Source organism: Salinivibrio sp. SS2, assembly GCF_001722075.1.
In the GTDB taxonomy this organism is placed as follows: Bacteria; Pseudomonadota; Gammaproteobacteria; order Enterobacterales; family Vibrionaceae; genus Salinivibrio; species Salinivibrio proteolyticus.
Genome location: NZ_MEBP01000141.1, coordinates 1 through 26,343 on the forward strand (window position 1 = coordinate 1; position 26,343 = coordinate 26,343).

The following is a 26,343-nucleotide window of genomic DNA, read 5'->3' on the forward strand; positions in this document are numbered from 1 at the left end:
TGTCAGCAGTCTGAAACGGCGCCTTCGCGCCGTTTTTTGTTTATTCGTGATTACCTCATTCTGTCACTAAGGGGTATCCGCTCTCACCAGATCAGACGCGTTTGTCAGGCCTTGCTCATTGAGCGTATGCCACGCCTTCAACTGCAACGGGCTCAGCTCCGCCACTTCAATTGGCACCCCTTGTTGCACCGCCAGTGCGGCACGATAACGTCGCGTGGAAATATCCATCCGCTCAAGTTTGGCAATAATCGCAGGATCGGGGGGAAGGAAAATACGTTGCTGGGTTTCTTTCTCCGTACGCGACAGTGGACGATGAGCTTCCACCATAATTCGTCCATCTGGTTCAATGCTGACCTTGGTTGCCGTATCAATGATCCGCACGGGCGTGTTGACATCCACCGCCTCAAAAAGCCAAGCCACATCATCAGGCCGCAACCGGATACAGCCGGCACTGACGCGTAAACCAATACCAAATGACTTATTCGTACCATGAATTAAATACTCGCCATTCCCATAGCCGAGCCGCAGTGCATGGCGTCCTAACGGGTTATCGGGACCAGCAGGGACCACGTCTGGCAACACAATATTGCGTGTCCGCTTATATTCCTCTCGAATGCTTTGCGGCGGCGTCCACGTCGGGTTTTGGCGCTTTTGGCTGACGTAAGTTTGCATCACGGGCGTTTCACGGCCAATTCGTCCGATGCCAATCGGAAAAACATGAACCCGCCGCTCTTCCTCTGTTGCGTCCTTCTCTCCTTGAGGCTTGGGCGGATAATAATAGAGCCTGAGCTCCGCCAAGTTGATCACAATCCCTTCGTAGGGAGTGTCAGGCAACAGATGCTGCTGAGGTAGCTTGATCAGCGTACCGGGCTCTGGCAAGTACGGATCTACGCCGGGGTTTAGCGTCAATAATGCTAAAAAGCCGATATCATACTGTTTTGCAATGGCTTCAAGATGCTCGCCTTCTTGCACCTCGTGCATGGAGGCGTAACCGACAAGCCGACTGCCATCCAAAGGTAACGGATAGCTCACCGCCCATGCAGGGGAAACGCTCAGTCCCCAACCGATGGCAAGCACCCAAAGCGCATGATAAAACCGCTTAAAAATACATCCTTGCGCCGGCTGCGCCTTCAAATTCAATATCGCCTTTCTCCTCCCAGTACCATGTGGTACCGGCTTCCGCAAACAACTCTACATCACCGGTGCCTACGGGAAGTGTCACCCCTAGCCCAGCTCTCGGTCCCCACTGATGGGTAGAATCGTCTACCCACTGACCACCAGCATAGATATACATGGGCGCATATTCCATCCGGCCTAGCCATTCCCCTAAATTCCACGTCCCATCGATCGCAATCCCAAACTTATCGATCCCAGCTTGAATTTTAAATTGGTCTTGCTTGATGGTCACACCGGACATCGGCGATCCCAGAAAAACGCCGGCCGCCAAGCCATCAGCTGCCCGAGCCGGAAAAGAAATCGAAGCGGCAAGTAAACATGCCGAACCACATAGCCAAGCTATTGTTTTCATTATCATCCATCGAGTTCATGTCACAGAGACACCAAGCACTGCAATTACCGTTCCAACTTATAAGCCTCAATACGCCCGAAATCGGTCATACTTCGACCAACATTGGTGTACGCATCATGGCTTTAGTCTTTCACCGGGTAAACATAGAGGCAAATCTCTGCCGCCACTATTAAGCCGACGCCTGCGTTGCCGATATCTCTTTTAGTGGCAGAACTAGACATACTTCGCCCAATCACACCGACTTGTGATGAGAAAGTGCGCACAGAGTGGCGTTTCTCTCTGATTTATTGGGCGATTTTGGTGATATAATGCATACTTTATGACGTGCGATAAATCAGTCGTGTTTTGGTAGGAGTGGCTCGTTTTTGTTAGATGATCTCGTCTCGCTCGCGCTTCGACAATTTCAACAAGATTGCGTCAAGCTTTGCGAACATCATTACCCCACGGTGCATAACCGCGGGATGCGTGACCCACACATGGGTAAAGCACTAGCACGTCGTTTAATGCGCGTGTTGGAAGCGCACGACCGCCCCGCTCAGTTTCACTTGCTTGACGACAGTCGTCCCCACAGCCAAACCGTTTATCAACTGCAACTGGATGGCGCCGCGGTTTACATTCTTGCCCACCGTCTGCTCAGTGGGAATTTGGCCTGTCGTGATGCACTGGTGCGCGATGTTGCATGGTTGCTCAACCACGGTATTACCAATCCGGCCGAGCCCGGGCGAGTGATCATTGTCAGCGACCACTGGATAGATAGAACCAATGCCAGCAAAGCGATTCCTTCTTGGTGGCTAGGCCATCAACCGATTCATGCCGACTCATACCGCGCGCAAGGGATTAAACTGACCAGTGCGACCACCAGCCTCGCCGAGACCATCGAACCATTGGGGCTGACCGACGGACGCTATCGCATTTTCCACCCTTTGTTTCGTAAAAAAGATGGCCTGCCGTTGCATAAGTACCTACTACTCACCGCCACCTTTCCACTCGGCGTAGACGAATAACTCTTACTCGCTTGGCTTATACCACACCGATTGGAAATCGAACCAACCCACCGCATTCGATGCCACATCTTGCAAGTCCGGCGTGGCAACCACACCCGTCCAGATATGAAATAGCGGCACCACCTGCTGGGCAACCAGCTCACGCGCCAAGGCTTCAGCGCAATCTGGCTTAGCCTGCTCACGCCAACGGGTAGTGTAATAGGTAACCTTACTTAGCAACTCGTCGGTGAACGCATGCAAGAAAAGATCGTGATTGCCCAACCAATTAAATAATCCCTCTTCCCCGCGGATCCCAAAACTGATCGCCCCTAACCAGATGTCGATTTTTCGGCTGTATTTCCCGCCAAAATACGCATCTGGCGACAGCGCCATGGTTTCCACTTGAATGCCTTCTTCGGCCAAATGCGCTTCAATGGCAGTTGCGATCAGCGGATAAAGAGGATGGTCCGCCAAATAAGCCACACTCAATCGCGTCGGGCCCGGTAGCTCTGGCATCGATACCGGTTGGGTGTGATGGATCCAACCGGGCATCAAGCCATATGCATTAAACAAGCGGTATTCACCCATCCCGTTCGCGGCTAAACGCGGCAGCAATTGCAAGGAGGACAACTTGGCATGCAAGTAAGCACGCCAGCGCGCACTTTTCGCCAACCCATCACGACAATTGAGCATCAAATACCCCGCCCCTTGGTCCATTTCAAGCTTTTGGCTTAACGCGGCTGGCGGCTTAACCGCATAATCCGGCATACGATCCGTACTCGGGGTGAGATAACACATGGCCGCTTCATCAAACACCATCAACTGGATTTCATCCGTTAACGCGCGATAGCCAAAGTAATCATCAAAGGCTTGGAGCACCAAGCGGTGATCCTGACGCTCAGCCACACGATAGGGGCCTGTGCCAATTGGCTGATCTGCAAACCCTTTTTGCTGATCGCAATCGGCGGGTAAAATAACCGCTTCAGGCAAGGTTAACGCATGATCAAAACGCGGGTCGGGTGACGAAAGCGTTATATCAATGATCCGTGCGGCAGGTGATGTCACTTTAGCGATGTGGGCAAAAAACCGTCGAGACGATAGCGCAGACAAACTCGCCACCACATCGTTTTCACGCATCATACGGCCATCATGAAACCGCACGCCGGGGCGCAGATAAAAGCGCCAATGGGTATGGCTAAGCGCTTCCCAATGGTGAGCTAAATCCGCACAGACTTGCTTATTACCCTCTTGGTATTTCACCAGCCCGTTAAAAATCTGCCCCACCAAGTGCTCTTCAGAACGGCGCAGAGGGGTACGCGGATCAAGGCTTTCAAGCTGACGATAATACGGCAAGCGCACAATCTGGCGACCATTTAAGGTGCTCGGCCCCAATTGCTTTTGGATCAACGCCGCAAGCTTGGTCGAATCGTTATCCAAACAGGCGAGTGCTTGGTCCATTTTGCCCTGCGCTAACCAATGAGCCGCCTGCTCGTCACGCAGGGCTGACTCGGTACGCAAAAACGTCAGCCGTGACAATTTGCCTCGCCCAACGGATGGCGCCCAAGTCAGCCAATGTTGCTCCTCCAATTTATTTAGGACCATCCGCGCATTACGCCGCGTACACACCAAAATATCGGCAATCGCCTGTAACGTGGTATCCGAATCTTCCCCGTTAAAGTGATGATAAAGACGGGTAAATTGTGCGCGTAGCCGCTGTCCAGACATAAAAGGGGAACCTAAAGGCAGTATCAGTTATTATTGATACTTCCTATTTTACGCGACAACGGACAGTCCGTCTGCTCAGTTTGAACGCAATCAGATCGAGGCTGTGATCTCTGGCAGGCTTTATTTTCGCGTGCTGTAGCGCAGCGATTGTTATTTCTGCTCACTCCGCTATGATGCCTGTTGATTGTTGTTATCGCATGTGGTGTTTATGGACGCGTCTGAAATTATTTCCCATTTTGAAGTCAAGCAACGTTGGATGGCCTGCCATGTTAAACAAGCCCAATATCCAACCGCTGAAAGCTTGGCCGGTTTCGAGCGCTACCATGCCGAAGAGACGTTACCCACTCCTGCGACTCGGCCATCTGCCCCAGCCCACGCACCCTTGACACTTTATTGGGTCGATAACCATCCATTGATGCTGCAATACGCCAAGCTACAAGCGGCACAGTGGCCGGACGATACCCGCCCCGACATGCTTGCTTACTTCGCGCAGCTTGCCCTGCATGATGGCGTAGAAATTGCCGAAGCCACGGTCTCTTTGTGCATTGGCACCCAACACGGCGAAACCTGCGCCGCCGCCATGCGGGTAGATACCCAAGAAAACGGCCAGCTAATCAGCGGTATTTATGATCTAGTTGCACCCACTGAAGACGCCCGCGCACAACTTCTACGCGCAATGATGGAGGCGACTGACGACAACCGCCAATGGGTGATAGCGCGTTAGCGTTTAACTCTGCTGCTTGAATGGGATTGACCATACTATCCTGATTACAAAGTTATCGACAAACACGCTATGACAGTGAGTGTGTATTACAAAAGTCCGCATAAAAGATCGGCCAATAATCGGCTGCTAGGTGTCACGACAGAATGCAGCCCGAGCTCTAATTTCATCAGTTACGCGCTTGACCAGCACAATCAACTGATTAAACTGTGTGTATTTATATACACCAAAAATCATAACCGCCCTCCAGTTAAGGTGTATGCGAAATATAAGTCAGCACAAATCTCAGTTTAAGAGATGGGTTCAACATGGATATATCGAACAAACTATGCAGCGGAAGCAATGTTTATGGATGATTTATGCCCCACTAAATATTATATCGCCCACCCCGACATTGAACACGGAAGTCACCAAAGCGTTTATGCTCACTTACAAGCTGTTAGCCAACTAGCAGGCCAGCTTGCTGAAAAAATAGGTTTTGTCGAGCAAGGGCAACTGATTGGCTTGCTGCATGACTTTGGTAAATACAGCAGCACGTTTCAAGCGTACATGCGCCTGATTATCGCAGAACAAACGAGATGTAACCCAGATAACGATGACGGTAACGCTCAAAACCCAACGAGCAGAAGCCTAAAAGGTAAAATTGATCACTCTAGTGCAGGTGCACAGTGGGTTTTTAATACACTATTACCCCATTTAAGTCAGTTACAACAACAAGATAAAACGCTTATCCCTTACGGTCTCGCCATTGCGCAAGCACTGAGTATGTGTATTGCCTCGCATCACAGCGGCTTGATTGATAGTTTGTCCGAAAATGATAACGTTTTTGCTAGCCGGATTAAAAAGAATGATGAATTAAGCCATTTAAAAGAATGCAGCAAAAACGCTGATCCCAGCCTTATCTCGCAAGCGCAATCACTCGCAAGTTATGAGTTTTTGTTACAAAGTAGTCAAAGTCTTAAAATTATGGTTGATAGGTTTGAGCTATCAGCCACTGAGCATGATTACTACCTTGGCATGTTTACCAAAATGCTATTCAGCTGTCTAATTGATGCCGATCGAATTGACAGTGCCGACTTTGAGCAGCCATTCAATAAACCTGAGCGTTTTTCCAAGCCTGACTGGTCGTCTGCTTGCCATAAAATAGAAAGCTTTATCGCAAATTTTAAGCCAATCAATCCAATCGATCATATTCGTGCCGAAATATCAGATAACTGTTTTAATCGCGCACAAGGTGAAACGGGCATTTATAGTTTGACTGTTCCCACGGGTGGCGGTAAAACTTACGCAAGTTTGCGCTTTGCCCTACATCACGCAAAAAAGCATAATCTTGATAGAATTATCTACATCATACCTTTCACCTCAATCATTGAGCAAAATGCTAATGCTATTCGTGAAGTGTTAGACGATGAAACCGCAGATGGGTGGGTTTTAGAACATCATTCTAATTTAGAACCAGAACAACAAACATGGCGCTCAAAGCTGGCATGCGAAAATTGGGATAAACCCATCGTTTTAACAACCATGGTACAGTTTCTGGAAAGTCTATTCGCAAGCGGAACGCGTGGGGCAAGACGTTTGCACCAACTCAGTCATGCGGTACTCGTGTTTGACGAAATCCAAACGCTCCCTATCCGTTGCGTTCATTTATTCAACAATACCATTAACTACTTAACACATTACTGCAACACTACGGCGGTAATATGTACCGCGACTCAACCTTTACTCAATCAATTACCCGAACAAATAAAGCAGTTTGGTGAATTACAATTATCGCTAGAAAATGAACTAACCCCAAATATTGAAACGCTTTATCAACAGCTAGAACGAGTAAAAATAAATAACGCCACCAAAAAAGAGGGGTGGAATGAGGCTGAAATCACTGAACTTGTGCAACAGCAATTATCAGCAGTGCAAAGTTGTTTAGTGATTGTAAACACTAAAGCGTGGGCAAAGAAATTATTTCAAGCTTTGCAAAGTCAAGGTATTGATGACACGAAAATCTTCCACTTAAGTACAGGCATGTGTTCGGCTCATCGTAAACAAATTCTAGATGCAGTGAGAGCGCGCTTGTCCAACGGTCTGGAAACTTTGTGTATCAGCACCCAGCTTATTGAAGCGGGGGTGGATGTAGATTTTGGCAGTGTTATACGCTTCGTCGCGGGTCTAGACTCACTCGCCCAAGCAGCAGGACGCTGCAACCGAAATGGTAAGCAAGAAAAAGGGAATGTTTTTGTTCTTAACCCTGCCGAAGAAAATGTCGGCATGCTACACGATATAAAAACAGGCATTGCTGCAACAAACCGCATATTCACCGAGTTTTCTGATGAAAATTTGCTGAAACCACAAGCAATGAGCCAGTATTTTCAGTACTACTTTTATGATCGTCATAAAGAGATGGCCTACCCTATCAATCAGGATCAAAGCTTACTTAATTTATTGAGCTCTAATCAAAGAAACATCAATAAAACAACGTTTACCTTAAAACAATCTTTTATGACGGCAGCGAAACAGTTTAAAGCCATTGATGCGCCTGTGCATTCCGTGATTGTGCCATTTAATGAGGATGCGCAAAGCATCATCACACAGTTATGTGGGCTGGATAAGCGCTTTGATGCACAAAGTTACCGCCGTTTATTAAAAGCTGCACAAAAGTACAGTGTGAATATTTTCCCGAATGTATGGCAAAAACTCACCGATCAGCATGCGGTGTACTCCATAGCGGAAGATGAAGCCGTCTTTTACTTAAGTGAAGAATTTTACAGCCAAGAGTTTGGCTTGAGCTTAGAAGTAACAAACACTCAGCAAGATTTCATTTTTTAAATTCAGTCATGTTTTTAACAAGGAGATCCATGTGAAAAACAGTATTAGTTTTAGATTATGGGGCAGGCATGCTTTATTTACCGACCCCATAACTAGAGTAGGAGGTGAAAAGTGTACTTATCACATTCCTACTTACGAGGCGATCAAAGGGATTTTAAAATCCATCTACTGGAAACCAACACTTATTTGGCATGTTGATAAAGTCAGGGTAATAAAACCACTGCGTACCCAAACGAAGGGAACGAAGCCGTTAAACTGGGGAGGAGGTAATACTTTGGCGTATTACACCTTTTTGCATGACGTTGAATACCAAATTGAAGCCCATTTTGAGTGGAATGAACATCGCCCTGAATTAGCAAAAGATCGCGTTGACGGTAAGCACTTCGCCATCGCTCAACGCATGCTTGAAAAAGGTGGGCGTCAAGATATTTTTCTAGGGACTCGCGATTGCCAAGGTTACGTTGAACCTTGTGTCTTTGGTGAAGGAGAAGGCGCTTATGACGATATAGACGAGCTAGGTTTTGGCTTAATGTTCCACAGTTTTGGTTACCCAGATGAAACAGGCAACAACGAACTGATTAGTCGATTCTGGCATGGTGTAATGAAGAACGGTGTCATTGAATACCCCCATGTAACAGCATGTCCCGTAACGCGTCATGTGCGAAAAATGAACCCAAAGCGTTTTGAGCTTGAACAAAATGTGCAGGGTGTTGAACAGACGGAGAGTTGGTTATGACTTGGTTAACGACGCTCTATAAAACCTATGATGAGCTTGAAAAACTGAATAACACCTTGCCATTTGAACAGCAAGTAATGCCGATTTGTCACACACTGCAGAATGCACATATACACGTAGTTATAAACAATCAAGGTGAGTTTATTCGTGCCGAAGTGCTCGAAAAAACACAAGTAGTATTACCTGCAACTGAACAGTCAGCTGGGCGTAGCAGTGGTTTATGCGCACATGCATTAGCAGATAAAGTCCAATACGTTGCGGAAGACTATGCAGCTTTCGGTGGACTTAAAAAGTCTGGCTTTGAATTGTATCAAGCGCAATTAAAAGCTTGGTGTGACTCAGAGCATAGTCATCCAGCAGTGCGCGCTATCTACCAGTATATAGAAAAAGGGACAGTCGTCGCTGATTTAATCGCTGAGAAAGTGCTACATGAACAAGATGGAAAACTGTTAACTAAATGGGACAATGACCAAGCGCCACCCACATTACTAAAAACTCTACCAAAAGAAAAAGGGTCATTCGATCAAGGCTCGGCTTTAATTTGTTGGAGCGTAGAAACCCCCGGTGACCCACAATCGAAAACTTGGCTTGATCCAAGTATACAAAAAAGCTGGATTGCTTTTGATAGTCAAAATGGTGATAGCATAGCCATGTGTTACGCTACGGGTGAAGATAAGTTTGCTGCTAGCAGCCACCCAGCAAAAATACGACATAGTGGTGATAAAGCCAAATTGATCTCTGCCAATGACAAAAGTGGCTATACCTTTAGAGGTCGTTTTTCATCCAATGAAGAAGCATGTAACATTAGTTTTGAAGTGACACAAAAAGCTCACAATGCACTGCGTTGTTTGTTAACTAAGCAAAGTGTTTTTAGAAATGGCGATCAAGTTTATTTAGCTTGGGCAGTATCAGGTAAAACCGTGCCTAAACCTACCGAGCCAGATTTTAGTGACTTGGCACGTTTGTTATCAGAAACCGATAGCATTGATCACACAAAAGATCTAGGTCGAGCTTACGCCAATCAGTTAAAGCGTTACTTTCACGGCATTAAAGCCCAAAACCAGCTGGATGATAACGAACAAATCGCACTGCTAGGACTAGATTCCGCAACGCCGGGGCGAATGGGTATTTTGTATTATCGTGAAACCATAGCAAAAGAGTTTTTAGCACGATTAGAGCAATGGCAGCTTGACCTAGGGTGGCAGCAAAGAGTTAAGATTAACGAAAAATGGCAATGGGTTTATAGTGCGCCAAGTTTATTCCGAGTGCTGGATGGTGTGTACGGCGATGTACTTAAATCAGCCGAGACCTTAAAGAAAAATCTTATCACACGTTTATATCCTTGTATCGTTGAAGGCAGACCTATTCCGCAAGATATAATGCAAAGCGCGTTTCATCGTGCAGTTAATCGTGTTGCCTATAAGTCCGATCAAACTTGGCTTTGGTTACAAAACTTAAGTATTGCCTGCTCACTAATAAAAGGATTTTACATCCGAACACCCCATTCAACTATTCAAAAGGAATATCCAATGGCATTGCAAAAAAACAACGCTAGTCGCGACTATTTGTTTGGTCGCTTACTAGCAGTGGCAAACAAAGTTGAAAAAATAGCACTTTCTAGCAGTGAAGCAAACCGTTTAACTACCGCAGAGCGTTTTATGGCACAATTTGTTAATCGACCAGCATCAACATGGTTAAGCATTAGCACTGCATTGTTACCCTATCAACAGCGAATTTTTAACAACTATCAAGGATATGACAAAGCCACTAAAGCACTTATCAGTGAAATAACTGACATGTTTAATCCAACTGACTTTAAGTCAAATGGTAAGCTAAGCCCCGAGTTTTTGCTAGGTTTTCATAACCAAATGATGTGGTTAGACTCTCATAAAGTAGAGAATGGTCAATGGGTTAATAAAGTTAACAACGAACAATCTAAAGAAAGTTCGGAAGAAGTAATTAAATAAAAGGGATATCATCATGAGTTTACAAAATAAAATCGACTTTGCTTTAATCTTTAATGTCTCAAATGCCAACCCCAATGGTGATCCACTGAATGGCAACCGCCCACGTACAGACTACGACGGCTTTGGTGAAATTACTGATGTTTGCTTAAAAAGAAAAATACGTGACCGTTTACAGGAGGCAGGTGAAACGATTTTTGTTCAATCAGATGAAAAGAAAACTGATGGTATGACCAGTTTACGAAACCGCGCTGAATCAGACGAGTTCGGCTTAGGTAAAGATACCTTCAACAGTAAAAAAACAACGCCGAATCAGGCTGCAAAATTATGCTGTGAGAAATGGCTAGATGTACGTGCATTCGGTCAAGTTTTTGCGTTTAAAGGTGCGGGCGCTGATGGTGTTTCTATTCCAATCCGTGGGCCTGTCACTATTCAAAGCGCGTTTAGTATCGAGCCTGTGAGTATTACTAGCACACAAATCACTAAGAGTGTAAGCGGTGAAGGCGACGGAACTAAAAAGTCATCAGACACCATGGGTATGAAGCACCGTGTAGATAAAGCAACCTACGTAGCCTTCGGTGCAATGACTCCTCAGTTGGCTGAAAAAACAGGCTTCAGTGACACAGATGCAGAAAAAATCAAGGCTGTATTAGTAAAGCTGTTTGAAGGTGATGCATCATCCGCTCGCCCCGAGGGTTCTATGGATATTTCCCACCTTGTATGGTGGAAGCATGCCTCTAAGTCTGGCCAGTATTCATCGGCAAAAGTGCATCAAACGCTAAAAGCGCACATTGAACAAGGTTTACCGCTTGAAACTGCCGCGCTAAATGATTCGCTATTAAGCGCTTTACAAGGTTTAGAGCCCGAAGTTATCGAAGGATTCTAATGATTGACGTTCGCCTCATCAACATATCCGCTCTACAACACTTTGCTTTTTGTCAGCGCCAATGTGCGCTGATCCACTTAGAGCGTGTGTGGCAAGAAAACTACCTAACGGCACACGGACAGCAGTTACATGAGCGCGTTGATAGTGGCGAACCAGAAACTCGTAAAGGTGTTCGCTTTGAGCGTGGCGTAGTTGTGACTGCGCCACGATTAGGCCTAACGGGTAAGTTAGATTTACTCGAGCACCATAGACAAACAGACCAATTCGTTCCAGTTGAGTATAAACGAGGGAAACCAAAGATTAGTGATATCGATAAGGTACAGCTGTGCGCACAAGCCTTGTGTATTGAAGAAATGCTATCCGTGACAGTCACTCATGGTGCACTTTGGTATTGGCAAACACGCAAACGCACTGACATTGAAATCGATCACCAACTAAGATCAAAAACTAAAGCCTTAATAGCGCGAGTACAACAGTTATTTAAAACCAGAAAAACACCTCCGCCAACGAAAGGTAAACACTGCAAGGCATGTTCTTTGATTGAGATATGTCAGCCAGATCTAACCCATAATGATGGCTCAGGCGATTATGTAGCTAGATTATTCAAGTCGGAGGATGAATGAAAAAACTGCAAAATGCACTTTATATCACCAAAGACGGCGCCTATTTGCATAAGCAACGCGAAACCTTATTAATAGAAAAAAAAGAGGATGGTGAAAAACAAAAGCTGATGCAGATCCCTATTCATTCTATTGGTAGTATATTTTGTTTTGGAAATATTATGGTTTCACCGCAGTTACTTGGATTTTGTGGCGAAAATGGAACACATCTAGCGTTTTTTGATATGCATGGACGCTTTCTAGCAAATATTGTTGGTAAGCAAACGGGTAATATCTTGCTACGCAGACAGCAGTTTAATGTTAAAGAGCAACATGCAGACGAGATTGCCAAGCATATTGTTGCCGCAAAAATACGCTCATCTCGTATGTTGCTTTTACGTTTTAGACGCAACCACAACGCTACATTACCATTAGAAAAAGCAATTGATCGTTTAAAGCAAATTATTGAACAGCTAAAAGGCGTTAGCGACTACGATACAATTTTAGGGCTAGAAGGTGAAGCCGCATCACACTATTTCTCTGCTTTTGCAGACATGTTTAAAGGCAACGATAAAAGACAACTGTTTAACAAACGCACTCGAAGGCCACCTAAAGATCCAGTCAACAGCGTCATTTCACTACTTTACTCGGTGTTAGGACAAGAGATCAGTGGTGCATTACAAGGTGTAGGATTAGACCCGCAAGTTGGTTTCTTACACAAAGAAAGGCCTGGAAGGAATAGTTTAGCGCTCGATATTTTAGAAGAGTTTAGAGCCTATATTGTTGATAGCATTGCCTTAAAACTCTTTAACAATAAAACCCTCACGACTAACGACTTTAAGACAGATTGTCTCGGTGGCGTAACCATAAAAGAAGAAGCACGAAAATTAATTTTCCAGGCTTATCAAGCAAAAAAACAAGAAGAAATCATGCACCCTTTTTTAAAAGAAAAGGTTCAAATTGGTTTATTACCGCATATTCAAGCCATGCTCCTAGCACGTCATTTACGAGGAGATCTAGCTCATTATCCACCTTTTGTGATAAAAAAATAAGGAGTTTGCGTAATGATGGTGTTGGTGACTTATGATGTATCCTTTGACAGTGATGATGGCAAAAGACGCCTCAGACAGTTGGCGAAAGTATGCTTAGACTATGGAGTGAGAGTGCAATACTCTGTATTTGAATGTGACGTAGATGCAGCACAATGGTTAACGTTTAAAGATAAACTTTTGGCTATTTATGACTCTGAGGTAGACAGTTTGCGCTTTTACAAGCTCGGCAAAAATTGGCATAACAAAGTCGAGCATCACGGTGCTAAAGTCGCCATAGACATATTCAAAGATACGCTTATTTTATAATCGCTAGGCCTGAGTTCTCATCAAAACACTGGAGATCTAGCGATCGTATAAGCTCTTTAAAAATATGGAAAAATTTTATTTTTATAAATTAAAACAAATTTGTAGTGTTCAACTGCACAAGGTTAGCGAAAAACGCTACATTGTGTTAGGTTACACCTGCCCTGAAGAATGGGCGGTCGCGCCTCCCGCAGGCGCGTGGATTGAAACCAGCACTGCCGGTACCTATGACTTTTTGATCGTGGTCGCGCCTCCCGCAGGCGCGTGGATTGAAACTGTTTATCAGACTGATGCATTAGGCCGCACTGTGGTCGCGCCTCCCGCAGGCGCGTGGATTGAAACTTGATTGAGGCGCATCAGCGCCAAGTCAACGAGATCGCGCCTCCCGCAGGCGCGTGGATTGAAACATGTATTCGTCTTGCGTCAGACCATCCGGCAAAAGTCGCGCCTCCCGCAGGCGCGTGGATTGAAACTATCGAATCAATCAAGTAAGACGAAGCCGGGAACGTCGCGCCTCCCGCAGGCGCGTGGATTGAAACGAACACGGCTGCTTCGGTATCCATTACCGCTTGGTCGCGCCTCCCGCAGGCGCGTGGATTGAAACATCTGCAAACGGATTAATTGACGTGGCTAATGAGTCGCGCCTCCCGCAGGCGCGTGGATTGAAACGATTGGCAAACCGCAGATTTAGCCATCGAGCTGGTCGCGCCTCCCGCAGGCGCGTGGATTGAAACTCGCGTAACGCATCAATCTCCGCCTGTTTCTTTGTCGCGCCTCCCGCAGGCGCGTGGATTGAAACACGTATGCCACTGGCCGCTTGGCGGTGGCTTTTACGTCGCGCCTCCCGCAGGCGCGTGGATTGAAACGAGCATTCGCTCGGTCTAATTGAGGAAGTAACGCGGTCGCGCCTCCCGCAGGCGCGTGGATTGAAACTTGCAACGTCATTTGCTGATTTGCGTTTTGCTGCGTCGCGCCTCCCGCAGGCGCGTGGATTGAAACCGCTACTCCTTACTAGAGTTTTTGCTACGCACCGTCGCGCCTCCCGCAGGCGCGTGGATTGAAACTTGATTCACCGGGCGGGATGGTTAATGGTCTGTTTGAGGTCGCGCCTCCCGCAGGCGCGTGGATTGAAACGAGCTCAGGACGCGCGGTGATGCTAAAGTTGGTTGTCGCGCCTCCCGCAGGCGCGTGGATTGAAACTTTTTCGTGGTGTTAGTTTGGTCGTTGGCAAAGATGTCGCGCCTCCCGCAGGCGCGTGGATTGAAACTCATCAATCTCAACAAAGCCTGATGCCGACTCGTGTCGCGCCTCCCGCAGGCGCGTGGATTGAAACAAAGTGATTCACCGGATCGGCGGCGACGTTCCGGTCGCGCCTCCCGCAGGCGCGTGGATTGAAACTTGGCCGTGTCGTTATGAGTATGAAAAAAGAATAAGTCGCGCCTCCCGCAGGCGCGTGGATTGAAACTTAGCTTCTGCGGGGTGGTTCGCGCAGCGGTAGCGTCGCGCCTCCCGCAGGCGCGTGGATTGAAACCGGTGTATATGCCATATGCGGCAATAGTACGCCGTCGCGCCTCCCGCAGGCGCGTGGATTGAAACATTGTTGCCTGCTGATCAGGTCAAAGGGCAAGTTAGTCGCGCCTCCCGCAGGCGCGTGGATTGAAACACATCAACGGCGTGCCCTATCTGCGTGAAGACGAGGTCGCGCCTCCCGCAGGCGCGTGGATTGAAACCAACTGGAACTGGCGCAACGGCGGAACCTCTTCGTCGCGCCTCCCGCAGGCGCGTGGATTGAAACTTTCCAGTCGCGCGGGAATCGCGTTAGCTCGACGTCGCGCCTCCCGCAGGCGCGTGGATTGAAACCAGCGCCATGTTCTGCATCACTGCCGCTGCCAAGTCGCGCCTCCCGCAGGCGCGTGGATTGAAACAAGCCATCGATGGCCATTCGGCCTGAGCCAATCGTCGCGCCTCCCGCAGGCGCGTGGATTGAAACTCGCGTAACGCATCAATCTCCGCCTGTTTCTTTTGTCGCGCCTCCCGCAGGCGCGTGGATTGAAACAAGCACGTCTAAGCTGATTTTGCTCAGTTTGAATGTCGCGCCTCCCGCAGGCGCGTGGATTGAAACCATGATTGCCTCTGGGTCATTGGTCTTTATGGCAAGTCGCGCCTCCCGCAGGCGCGTGGATTGAAACACTTAGATGATGCGCAGGCAGCGCCTCGCCGACGTCGCGCCTCCCGCAGGCGCGTGGATTGAAACTGGTACTCTTCATATGTCTCGAAGTAGCGGTAATGTCGCGCCTCCCGCAGGCGCGTGGATTGAAACCAGTTGGGATTTAGTGTTTGTTGATGAAATTGAGTCGCGCCTCCCGCAGGCGCGTGGATTGAAACCATGACTGGTCTGCAACCGGTGACAGCTACAAGGTCGCGCCTCCCGCAGGCGCGTGGATTGAAACCTCATCAAATACTACGGCACAAATGTAGGCCAACGTCGCGCCTCCCGCAGGCGCGTGGATTGAAACTCGCTTACACTCAGGGCGGCGCATCAACTCCCGCGTCGCGCCTCCCGCAGGCGCGTGGATTGAAACCAGTACCAAGCCAGCCAAATTGATAAAGCCTTTGTCGCGCCTCCCGCAGGCGCGTGGATTGAAACTAGACCAGTCATTTTTAACAGCTCATTTAACACGTGTCGCGCCTCCCGCAGGCGCGTGGATTGAAACTTGCGCGATTATTTCACCTTTGGTGATGCCGCACGTCGCGCCTCCCGCAGGCGCGTGGATTGAAACCACATGGGCAGGTTGCGGCCTGTTCCGTCGCGGTAGTCGCGCCTCCCGCAGGCGCGTGGATTGAAACTAGGAGGCTAGAGGGTGATGCACTTTGTTTGATCGTCGCGCCTCCCGCAGGCGCGTGGATTGAAACCAATACATAAAGCTGTATGGCGATGCAGGGATCCGTCGCGCCTCCCGCAGGCGCGTGGATTGAAACCAGTTTGCAAACTGGTGATGGATGAAGTGAACGGTCGCGCCTCCCGCAGGCGCGTGGATTGAAACCCGCACGTACGGCTCTGCCGTAGCGATGCTCTAAGTCGCGCCTCCCGCAGGCGCGTGGATTGAAACAAGCACAGCTACACTCTGAGAACAATACTCGTGAGTCGCGCCTCCCGCAGGCGCGTGGATTGAAACTTATATTTTTCGAACCAAGCCTTACCTATGCCGGGTCGCGCCTCCCGCAGGCGCGTGGATTGAAACTTTGAATTCGTCACCGACCCTTCTAACAAGGACGGTCGCGCCTCCCGCAGGCGCGTGGATTGAAACATCCTAAAAATGGCTCTACCCGACCTATGCGAGGAGTCGCGCCTCCCGCAGGCGCGTGGATTGAAACTTTGCACCCAATGATAAAGTCGCTATTCGAATGGGTCGCGCCTCCCGCAGGCGCGTGGATTGAAACCCACTCGTCCCACTCGAACGCACCATCCATCAGGTCGCGCCTCCCGCAGGCGCGTGGATTGAAACATCTAGATCATCAGGCGGTATATAGGCGTTTTTCAGTCGCGCCTCCCGCAGGCGCGTGGATTGAAACTCCGAGTGGCGAGTCACCGTATCACTTTCTTTTGTCGCGCCTCCCGCAGGCGCGTGGATTGAAACTTTCACTGTGGAGAATATGGTGATAAACACGGACGTCGCGCCTCCCGCAGGCGCGTGGATTGAAACTGAGTATTGAATTTCGACATCCTTTCTATCTTTAAGTCGCGCCTCCCGCAGGCGCGTGGATTGAAACTTTTGACCGTTCACACGGTCATAAGACCACCTTGTCGCGCCTCCCGCAGGCGCGTGGATTGAAACTCTGATTCCTACAAAGGCAATCAGTAACGCAATGTCGCGCCTCCCGCAGGCGCGTGGATTGAAACTCGTCATCCAGCCCCATCCAATCCCCTTTGTTGTCGTCGCGCCTCCCGCAGGCGCGTGGATTGAAACACTGCTGATTGCGCGCATTCGACGATTCGGAAATGTCGCGCCTCCCGCAGGCGCGTGGATTGAAACCAGAAGTGCAATAAGGATATTGTTATGACTACTGTCGCGCCTCCCGCAGGCGCGTGGATTGAAACTGGAATTTCGCCCGTTTCAACAAAGGCCTTAAACGTCGCGCCTCCCGCAGGCGCGTGGATTGAAACTGTTAGCGATACCCACATCCAAGGTTATTTGCATGTCGCGCCTCCCGCAGGCGCGTGGATTGAAACTTCAACCAACAGTTCGATTTGCGTTTTAATGTCTGTCGCGCCTCCCGCAGGCGCGTGGATTGAAACACTTCACCCAGTGCGCGGTCCATCTCGATGGCGGGTCGCGCCTCCCGCAGGCGCGTGGATTGAAACATATTTTTCACTCCGCCAAGGCAGGTGGATTATCGTCGCGCCTCCCGCAGGCGCGTGGATTGAAACTGGGCCATCGCACACGCACTGATTAATGAGCCGCGTCGCGCCTCCCGCAGGCGCGTGGATTGAAACCACCCAGCCATCGGGTACGCCGTTGGATTTATTGGGTCGCGCCTCCCGCAGGCGCGTGGATTGAAACTTTCACTGTGGAGAATATGGTGATAAACACGGACGTCGCGCCTCCCGCAGGCGCGTGGATTGAAACCCGCCAAACTTTAAAGACGGTGACGCTAAACTAGTCGCGCCTCCCGCAGGCGCGTGGATTGAAACCATGATTTCGAGTTCTAACAACTCATTATAGTCAGTCGCGCCTCCCGCAGGCGCGTGGATTGAAACCGGCGATGGACCATTATGGTCGCGTCTATTACAGTCGCGCCTCCCGCAGGCGCGTGGATTGAAACAAGATACCGTTGTTCAAATGCAAATGGGTACTGACGTCGCGCCTCCCGCAGGCGCGTGGATTGAAACCTTTCGTAACTGGTTATCACAACAAGGATGACGGGGGTCGCGCCTCCCGCAGGCGCGTGGATTGAAACCGGTAAATGCGGTAAATTAAAACTCGGTAATCTTGTCGCGCCTCCCGCAGGCGCGTGGATTGAAACCTTGATTGAAGCTGAGTATGCACCAATGCGAGTTGTCGCGCCTCCCGCAGGCGCGTGGATTGAAACTTTTTAATCACCTGAACCACACAAACGCCCTACAGTCGCGCCTCCCGCAGGCGCGTGGATTGAAACCAGACTCAAGTTCAAACTGCCACTCGATATACAGTCGCGCCTCCCGCAGGCGCGTGGATTGAAACTTCTATTGTGAGCTTGGGACGATCGCAGGATGGCGTCGCGCCTCCCGCAGGCGCGTGGATTGAAACTCGACTCGATAGTTGCTGGGCTTTTCTTTTAAATGTCGCGCCTCCCGCAGGCGCGTGGATTGAAACCAAGATGAAACGCGCCGCATTGTGCGTGTTGAGCGTCGCGCCTCCCGCAGGCGCGTGGATTGAAACTTCTACCTTTTGCATCATGTCAACAGTGCGATAAGTCGCGCCTCCCGCAGGCGCGTGGATTGAAACTTCGATTAAGCCATCTATCACCGCTGCAACCTGATGTCGCGCCTCCCGCAGGCGCGTGGATTGAAACCCCCACCGCAATTGACAGCTCGACAACCGCTTGCGTCGCGCCTCCCGCAGGCGCGTGGATTGAAACACGCGCACCGTTTCGCCCCACGAACCGGCTTTGCGTCGCGCCTCCCGCAGGCGCGTGGATTGAAACCAGCTTGGCGCGCTGGTTGGCGTTTTGCTGCAAGTCGCGCCTCCCGCAGGCGCGTGGATTGAAACGAGCCCGACATGCGAAATGAATCGTCCAGTGTTGTCGCGCCTCCCGCAGGCGCGTGGATTGAAACGGATAACGGTAGACGACTGATGCGATCAATGCTTGTCGCGCCTCCCGCAGGCGCGTGGATTGAAACTCGCGCCAGGCTTTCCATACAGCCAGATGCTCCTGTCGCGCCTCCCGCAGGCGCGTGGATTGAAACTCTGTGACCGACGTCGGCTTGCCATCTTTCTGAGTCGCGCCTCCCGCAGGCGCGTGGATTGAAACTACCGAATCCATTCGGGAAGATTCCCGAATCCTAGGTCGCGCCTCCCGCAGGCGCGTGGATTGAAACTTTTGCTCATCGGCTTGGTTGCTGATCCTGTTGAGTCGCGCCTCCCGCAGGCGCGTGGATTGAAACATTTATGTACCCAGTAGGTGAACCAAAAGTTTCTGTCGCGCCTCCCGCAGGCGCGTGGATTGAAACCTGATTGCATTTGCAGATATTCATAGCGATCCCGTCGCGCCTCCCGCAGGCGCGTGGATTGAAACCTGATTGCATTTGCAGATATTCATAGCGATCCCGTCGCGCCTCCCGCAGGCGCGTGGATTGAAACTTCAACCCATCATCAGGCGAACTTGGCCAAGAGGTCGCGCCTCCCGCAGGCGCGTGGATTGAAACTCGTCTATCTGGGCGCATAGGCGCTTGTCGCAGTGTCGCGCCTCCCGCAGGCGCGTGGATTGAAACTAGCTCGGTCATTCAATACCCCTTCAGAATCCTGGTCGCGCCTCCCGCAGGCGCGTGGATTGAAACCGCTTTTGCCCTTGACAGCTCTCCACTTGGTTTTGGTCGCGCCTCCCGCAGGCGCGTGGATTGAAACCAGAATGAGATCATAGCGGCGCAAGGCCACATCGTCGCGCCTCCCGCAGGCGCGTGGATTGAAACGGGCTCAGGCGTTGGCGCCGGCTCGTTCGCTGGCGTCGCGCCTCCCGCAGGCGCGTGGATTGAAACGTATTACCGCGAGGCACAGTACCATTGGCCAGAGGTCGCGCCTCCCGCAGGCGCGTGGATTGAAACCATTGCGGCCAGCACGTCCGCTTCGCTTTTGCCGGTCGCGCCTCCCGCAGGCGCGTGGATTGAAACGTCTCTGGGATTGCATGCGTGCAGCGGGGGCAACAGTCGCGCCTCCCGCAGGCGCGTGGATTGAAACCATGAAGAGCTGGACCAAAGCTAGCACCGGCGGTTGTCGCGCCTCCCGCAGGCGCGTGGATTGAAACCTCTTTGTTTTTATAGTGATTTGAGAAGATGTTTTGTCGCGCCTCCCGCAGGCGCGTGGATTGAAACTTGAGCGTGTACCAAGATTTATTAGTCGGTTTCGTCGCGCCTCCCGCAGGCGCGTGGATTGAAACTCCGACATCTACGATTGCCGCTTTTATTAATGCGTCGCGCCTCCCGCAGGCGCGTGGATTGAAACTCTTTCACTAAAAAGCATCTACGCAAGCCAGCGTGTCGCGCCTCCCGCAGGCGCGTGGATTGAAACTCGCTATGCATCGAGGACGCCACCGCGCAGTGGGTCGCGCCTCCCGCAGGCGCGTGGATTGAAACTGTTTCCTAATCAATCACGATAATCTGGCTGGTAGTCGCGCCTCCCGCAGGCGCGTGGATTGAAACACCCTTGGGACCAGAGTCATACATCGGTCCCTCGTGTCGCGCCTCCCGCAGGCGCGTGGATTGAAACACCTCAAAGTGAACAAGTCATGCAATAGTTCGCAAGTCGCGCCTCCCGCAGGCGCGTGGATTGAAACCATCGAGCGCATGGTCATGCCATAAAAATCGCCGTCGCGCCTCCCGCAGGCGCGTGGATTGAAACAAGAACTACGTGGTGGTGACAGCCCCAAAAAACTGTCGCGCCTCCCGCAGGCGCGTGGATTGAAACTAGTGGGGTGTTGTGTTTTTTCAGCGACTTTCCAGTCGCGCCTCCCGCAGGCGCGTGGATTGAAACAAAATTCAAAAACTGTAAATCCAACGCGAAACACGTCGCGCCTCCCGCAGGCGCGTGGATTGAAACAACTTCGCTGACAATTTCTGCTAACGCTTGGTTAGTCGCGCCTCCCGCAGGCGCGTGGATTGAAACTATCTAGTGTTTCGTTTGTGCGCATGGTCGTTACCGTCGCGCCTCCCGCAGGCGCGTGGATTGAAACCTCCTTCTGTGGAGTTTGACGGCGTTTCTGCTCTAGTCGCGCCTCCCGCAGGCGCGTGGATTGAAACCTGATAAACGCTTGAGTTCTATCTGCGCCCCTGTGTCGCGCCTCCCGCAGGCGCGTGGATTGAAACCCTTATTACTGGCAAGTTCCGTTCTAGCGACCCAGTCGCGCCTCCCGCAGGCGCGTGGATTGAAACTTCTTGTCGGCATCACGGTCGAATATGTGTAAAAGTCGCGCCTCCCGCAGGCGCGTGGATTGAAACATATTAGAGAAGTCAGCATCAGAAAAATAACGTCGTCGCGCCTCCCGCAGGCGCGTGGATTGAAACCACTGATGCTACTTCACCTCTCGGTAATTTAGGTGTCGCGCCTCCCGCAGGCGCGTGGATTGAAACTGAGTACATCGTGCCAAAGCCCCGTCCTTCGCTGTCGCGCCTCCCGCAGGCGCGTGGATTGAAACTTCAGGCCACCAGTGTCCTTTTGCGTGATGCTGCGGTCGCGCCTCCCGCAGGCGCGTGGATTGAAACCTTATTCTTATTTCGCGCTGTTTTTTTGATCGCGTCGCGCCTCCCGCAGGCGCGTGGATTGAAACCATGTCGTAGATCCTTTTGCTCAGTGTCTGAAAAGTCGCGCCTCCCGCAGGCGCGTGGATTGAAACTGGATTAACGTCATCAATCATTATTGACATTTCAAGTCGCGCCTCCCGCAGGCGCGTGGATTGAAACTATCTGCTAATGCGCGATCTCGATACCATGCCAGGTCGCGCCTCCCGCAGGCGCGTGGATTGAAACTCTCGACTTTGTGAATAATGAACACCGGATTTATGTCGCGCCTCCCGCAGGCGCGTGGATTGAAACACCGGCCTATTTGTTTTCCTGCTCCATGACCTGAGTCGCGCCTCCCGCAGGCGCGTGGATTGAAACAGTGATGATGCTCATATGTTCAAGCCTATTAGACGTCGCGCCTCCCGCAGGCGCGTGGATTGAAACTGGCCATTCCGGCGCGTCTTTGACCATATCGTTAGTCGCGCCTCCCGCAGGCGCGTGGATTGAAACCGTTTTGCGATCTTGGCATGAAAACAAAGCAAGGGTCGCGCCTCCCGCAGGCGCGTGGATTGAAACGATTATCCCGAGCGCAGTCCATACAACTCAATCAGTCGCGCCTCCCGCAGGCGCGTGGATTGAAACGCGCCCTTATTTTCACAAAGCGCCTTTGCGGCATGTCGCGCCTCCCGCAGGCGCGTGGATTGAAACTTTTCTTCGAGCACACGATAGACGACATTTTGATCGTCGCGCCTCCCGCAGGCGCGTGGATTGAAACAATGTGCTTTTTGGCTAAGGCTTCGGCTTGCTTTGTCGCGCCTCCCGCAGGCGCGTGGATTGAAACCAGCTCACCCACCCGGCGGAGCACCTCACGGAAGTCGCGCCTCCCGCAGGCGCGTGGATTGAAACTCATCACGCTCAGACTCAGCCATGTGCGGTTTTTTGTCGCGCCTCCCGCAGGCGCGTGGATTGAAACATTTCCTCGCCTTGCTCGGCTTCTTTGAGCACGTACGTCGCGCCTCCCGCAGGCGCGTGGATTGAAACATCGACTCTTGCATCACTTGGAACTGCTGATTCGCGTCGCGCCTCCCGCAGGCGCGTGGATTGAAACTACAAGCGATGGCTTGTACATCGGATGCGCGTAGTCGCGCCTCCCGCAGGCGCGTGGATTGAAACCTGTTCCTGGTGGTGCAAGGAGCAACGTTGATAATGGTCGCGCCTCCCGCAGGCGCGTGGATTGAAACTTGGCAATCACAAACGACGTGCAGTTATCATGCGGGTCGCGCCTCCCGCAGGCGCGTGGATTGAAACTTCGCTGCCGCCAATAAGGCCAATAATCAGCATTGTCGCGCCTCCCGCAGGCGCGTGGATTGAAACCACTAACAAAGCCCTCTTTACACTCACAGTGTAAGTCGCGCCTCCCGCAGGCGCGTGGATTGAAACCCACCCATAGCGCCCCAGAATGAAGTCCAAGACTGTCGCGCCTCCCGCAGGCGCGTGGATTGAAACCATCATAGCTGTTTTCTAAGCTGCCTATGCGGCAGTCGCGCCTCCCGCAGGCGCGTGGATTGAAACCTTTTTCGAAGTTTAGAAATTCAGCAGACGGAGGTCGCGCCTCCCGCAGGCGCGTGGATTGAAACGCTTGAATCTTGTGGGTCTGATGGTTGAGCTTCGTCGCGCCTCCCGCAGGCGCGTGGATTGAAACCATCGTGAAAAAGTCCAAAAAGCTCACAAAAGAACGTCGCGCCTCCCGCAGGCGCGTGGATTGAAACTGATTCTTCGTGCTCGTACCAGAACCGGCTTACTTGTCGCGCCTCCCGCAGGCGCGTGGATTGAAACCGCGTGAACGGGCTCAACAAGGTTTTTTCCCGTTGTCGCGCCTCCCGCAGGCGCGTGGATTGAAACACGCGCATTCCAGCCAAGCCGTACACAAGCCCAGGTCGCGCCTCCCGCAGGCGCGTGGATTGAAACATAATAGTTGGCGCCGGTATGGATCTCAGCATACGTCGCGCCTCCCGCAGGCGCGTGGATTGAAACTCGTCTGTCATTGCAGCAAGCTCCTGTTTCACTGTCGCGCCTCCCGCAGGCGCGTGGATTGAAACTTCCTTGATAAACACCAGCTCGCTTAGCAAGCTGTCGCGCCTCCCGCAGGCGCGTGGATTGAAACTCGCAATCATCACTAGAAAGAGACGCAGCATTTACGTCGCGCCTCCCGCAGGCGCGTGGATTGAAACTCTCGACTTTGTGAATAATGAACACCGGATTTATGTCGCGCCTCCCGCAGGCGCGTGGATTGAAACTCGACCTGCCGGTGACAGAAATGGCACCGGCGTGGTCGCGCCTCCCGCAGGCGCGTGGATTGAAACCGTTTCTACAACAGACAGTGTGTGAGTCTCTGAGTCGCGCCTCCCGCAGGCGCGTGGATTGAAACCTGATTGCATTTGCAGGTATTCATATCGATCCCAGTCGCGCCTCCCGCAGGCGCGTGGATTGAAACATAATAGTTGGCGCCGGTATGGATCTCAGCATACGTCGCGCCTCCCGCAGGCGCGTGGATTGAAACGAGTTAGCAAAGAAATACACTTTTTTACCTTTGACAGTCGCGCCTCCCGCAGGCGCGTGGATTGAAACTCGTCTGTCATTGCAGCAAGCTCCTGTTTCACTGTCGCGCCTCCCGCAGGCGCGTGGATTGAAACTTCCTTGATAAACACCAGCTCGCTTAGCAAGCTGTCGCGCCTCCCGCAGGCGCGTGGATTGAAACTCGCAATCATCACTAGAAAGAGACGCAGCATTTACGTCGCGCCTCCCGCAGGCGCGTGGATTGAAACTCTCGACTTTGTGAATAATGAACACCGGATTTATGTCGCGCCTCCCGCAGGCGCGTGGATTGAAACACGATACCTTGCACGCCAACTTTAAACGCCACTACGTCGCGCCTCCCGCAGGCGCGTGGATTGAAACATGATCGATAAATCGCACCGGCGGCGCGTCAGTTGGTCGCGCCTCCCGCAGGCGCGTGGATTGAAACCAAGACCACGCACCTCAGACAAACGATAATGCGGGTCGCGCCTCCCGCAGGCGCGTGGATTGAAACCAGAGAGGCCATTTCAGCGCGTTGCCAAAAAAAAGTCGCGCCTCCCGCAGGCGCGTGGATTGAAACCGAACACTGCCGCATTATTGCGGGCAAGGTTCGGTCGCGCCTCCCGCAGGCGCGTGGATTGAAACCCTAGAGCGCAAATTGGGGCGGATTAAGCAGCAGGTCGCGCCTCCCGCAGGCGCGTGGATTGAAACATGCACAAACACTGTTACGTGACGCCGTACAGCAAGTCGCGCCTCCCGCAGGCGCGTGGATTGAAACAGTATCAATTGAGCTCTTATTCAGTTTCATCGCGTGTCGCGCCTCCCGCAGGCGCGTGGATTGAAACCCCTAACAAGGATGTCAGGTGCATCAATGAAACCGTCGCGCCTCCCGCAGGCGCGTGGATTGAAACTACTTCGAAAGGCTTGCGAGCTGTTCGCAAAAAGTCGCGCCTCCCGCAGGCGCGTGGATTGAAACCGCATTATGACGAAGAAAAAGCTATGAGGACGAGTCGAATCTGGCAAAGGCTAAGCTACACCCGCTTCAAAGGCTTAACCACGCTCTCTAAGCCTTCAACTTTTAATGCTAAGCACAATTGCATCAGCTCCCCGAGCTCGCCGTCGGGGAATTCTGCTTTGTTTTGAAACCACAGTAAGTATTCTTCAGGCAGATCAATCAATACACGGCCTGCGTACTTGCCAAACGGCATGCGCATATTGGCCAATTTAATCAGTTGCGCTTTGTCCATGAAGCATTCCTTGTCGATTACGCCGTGGCTTGTTGGGTGTTCTCACGCTGCTGAGCAATCATTTCGAGCAACATGGTTTCACGTACCAGCGATTGCCCGGCTTTGTCACTGTTTGCCATCACCGCTTTGTTGTGCGCGATCGCGTGAGACAAATTCACCCACACAGGCCGCATGCCGTTATGGATTTCATAGTGCTCAAACGTGGGAGTACCAAGCTCTCGATCGACTTGGCAGTAGAAGCAGTAAGAAAACATGTGCATCACATCGGCACCGTCACGATACCAAGGGCGATATTCTTCAAAGCAGCCAAACGGGCGAATATCACGAATATGTTGTGCACCCGTTTCTTCTTGTAGCTCGCGGATCATCCCCTGCTCTGCGGTTTCACCCTCGTCAATACCGCCACCGGGTAACGAATAATCATCATAGCGTGCGGTGTACATCAAAAGGATCTCATCCCCTTGCAGCGCAATTGCGCGGGCCGCATGGCGTGTGATAATGGTTTTGTTGTCGAGCGGTAACACGCGCTCATCGGTGTGTTGGGCGATAATCTGCATAAAGAACTCAGGCAATACGAAAGCAAAGCGCGCGAGTATAACACACCCGCGGATTCAACTGCGAAGTGCAACACTCTCGTCTGCAGCCTGACATAACTTGTTAAAGATAACGCTAGGCTGCCTAAAACCAAGACATTTTCTTGGTCGAGCAATCAAGCCGGCCACCCCC

General features: G+C 51.2%; 14 protein-coding genes and 1 CRISPR repeat array. Of the genes, 9 read left to right on the forward strand and 5 right to left on the reverse strand.

Translation table 11 applies throughout. From position 1 onward, the window contains the following. Window positions 1-66: 66 nt before the first annotated feature. Together BGK46_RS16655 and BGK46_RS16660 are read right to left on the reverse strand one after the other, a co-directional pair. Window positions 67-1,077, reverse strand: a complete 1,011-nt coding sequence (locus BGK46_RS16655; protein ID WP_371440510.1) for a L,D-transpeptidase family protein — start codon at window positions 1,075-1,077, stop codon at window positions 67-69. A 22-nt stretch (window positions 1,078-1,099) separates the two neighbouring features. Then, window positions 1,100-1,528, reverse strand: a complete 429-nt coding sequence (locus BGK46_RS16660; RefSeq protein WP_069591194.1) for a hypothetical protein — start codon at window positions 1,526-1,528, stop codon at window positions 1,100-1,102. A gap of 365 nt (window positions 1,529-1,893) precedes the next feature. On the opposite strand from BGK46_RS16660, the gene BGK46_RS16665 reads away from it, so the two are divergent. Continuing rightward, window positions 1,894-2,532 carry a hypothetical protein gene (locus BGK46_RS16665; RefSeq protein WP_069591196.1) on the forward strand — a complete coding sequence of 213 codons (639 nt, stop codon included), beginning with the start codon at window positions 1,894-1,896 and terminating at the stop codon, window positions 2,530-2,532. A 3-nt stretch (window positions 2,533-2,535) separates the two neighbouring features. Here BGK46_RS16665 and BGK46_RS16670 read toward each other — a convergent pair whose 3' ends face one another. After that, the gene (locus BGK46_RS16670; RefSeq protein ID WP_069591198.1) at window positions 2,536-4,236 is read right to left on the reverse strand and encodes an SgrR family transcriptional regulator; all 1,701 of its coding nucleotides are present in this window, start codon (window positions 4,234-4,236) and stop codon (window positions 2,536-2,538) included. 208 nt (window positions 4,237-4,444) lie between these two features. On the opposite strand from BGK46_RS16670, the gene BGK46_RS16675 reads away from it, so the two are divergent. The 8 genes from BGK46_RS16675 (at window position 4,445) to cas2 (ending at window position 13,323) form a co-directional block, all read left to right on the forward strand. Continuing rightward, complete coding sequence (locus tag BGK46_RS16675) at window positions 4,445-4,960, forward strand: hypothetical protein (protein WP_069591200.1); 516 nt, start codon at window positions 4,445-4,447, stop codon at window positions 4,958-4,960. A 345-nt stretch (window positions 4,961-5,305) separates the two neighbouring features. Beyond that, window positions 5,306-7,780 carry a CRISPR-associated helicase/endonuclease Cas3 gene (locus BGK46_RS16680; RefSeq protein WP_069591219.1) on the forward strand — a complete coding sequence of 825 codons (2,475 nt, stop codon included), beginning with the start codon at window positions 5,306-5,308 and terminating at the stop codon, window positions 7,778-7,780. Between the two features lie 31 nt (window positions 7,781-7,811). Then, a complete protein-coding gene (cas5c, locus tag BGK46_RS16685) occupies window positions 7,812-8,516 on the forward strand; it encodes a type I-C CRISPR-associated protein Cas5c (RefSeq protein ID WP_069591202.1) in 705 nt (234 codons plus the stop codon). Then, complete coding sequence (gene cas8c / locus BGK46_RS16690; RefSeq protein WP_069591204.1) at window positions 8,513-10,483, forward strand: type I-C CRISPR-associated protein Cas8c/Csd1; 1,971 nt, start codon at window positions 8,513-8,515, stop codon at window positions 10,481-10,483. The genes cas5c and cas8c overlap by 4 nt, the downstream gene beginning before the upstream one ends. Before the next feature lie 13 nt (window positions 10,484-10,496). Beyond that, on the forward strand, window positions 10,497-11,366 hold the full coding sequence (gene cas7c / locus BGK46_RS16695) for a type I-C CRISPR-associated protein Cas7/Csd2 (protein WP_069591206.1): 870 nt from the start codon (window positions 10,497-10,499) through the stop codon (window positions 11,364-11,366). After that, window positions 11,366-11,989: a CRISPR-associated protein Cas4 gene (cas4, locus tag BGK46_RS16700; protein ID WP_069591208.1), complete on the forward strand. Its 624-nt coding sequence runs from the start codon at window positions 11,366-11,368 to the stop codon at window positions 11,987-11,989. The genes cas7c and cas4 overlap by 1 nt, the downstream gene beginning before the upstream one ends. Beyond that, a complete protein-coding gene (gene cas1c, locus BGK46_RS16705) occupies window positions 11,986-13,017 on the forward strand; it encodes a type I-C CRISPR-associated endonuclease Cas1c (RefSeq protein WP_069591210.1) in 1,032 nt (343 codons plus the stop codon). The genes cas4 and cas1c overlap by 4 nt, the downstream gene beginning before the upstream one ends. A gap of 12 nt (window positions 13,018-13,029) precedes the next feature. After that, window positions 13,030-13,323 carry a CRISPR-associated endonuclease Cas2 gene (gene cas2, locus BGK46_RS16710; protein ID WP_069591212.1) on the forward strand — a complete coding sequence of 98 codons (294 nt, stop codon included), beginning with the start codon at window positions 13,030-13,032 and terminating at the stop codon, window positions 13,321-13,323. Between the two features lie 175 nt (window positions 13,324-13,498). Beyond that, a CRISPR array of direct repeats spans window positions 13,499-25,346; the repeat unit is 32 nt; unit sequence GTCGCGCCTCCCGCAGGCGCGTGGATTGAAAC. A gap of 55 nt (window positions 25,347-25,401) precedes the next feature. Here the strand turns inward: cas2 and BGK46_RS16715 are convergent. Continuing rightward, on the reverse strand, window positions 25,402-25,617 hold the full coding sequence (locus tag BGK46_RS16715; RefSeq protein ID WP_069591214.1) for a DUF3820 family protein: 216 nt from the start codon (window positions 25,615-25,617) through the stop codon (window positions 25,402-25,404). Window positions 25,618-25,634: 17 nt separating this feature from the next. Then, the gene (locus BGK46_RS16720) at window positions 25,635-26,174 is read right to left on the reverse strand and encodes an NUDIX hydrolase (RefSeq protein ID WP_069591215.1); all 540 of its coding nucleotides are present in this window, start codon (window positions 26,172-26,174) and stop codon (window positions 25,635-25,637) included. Between the last annotated feature and the right edge of the window lie 169 nt (window positions 26,175-26,343).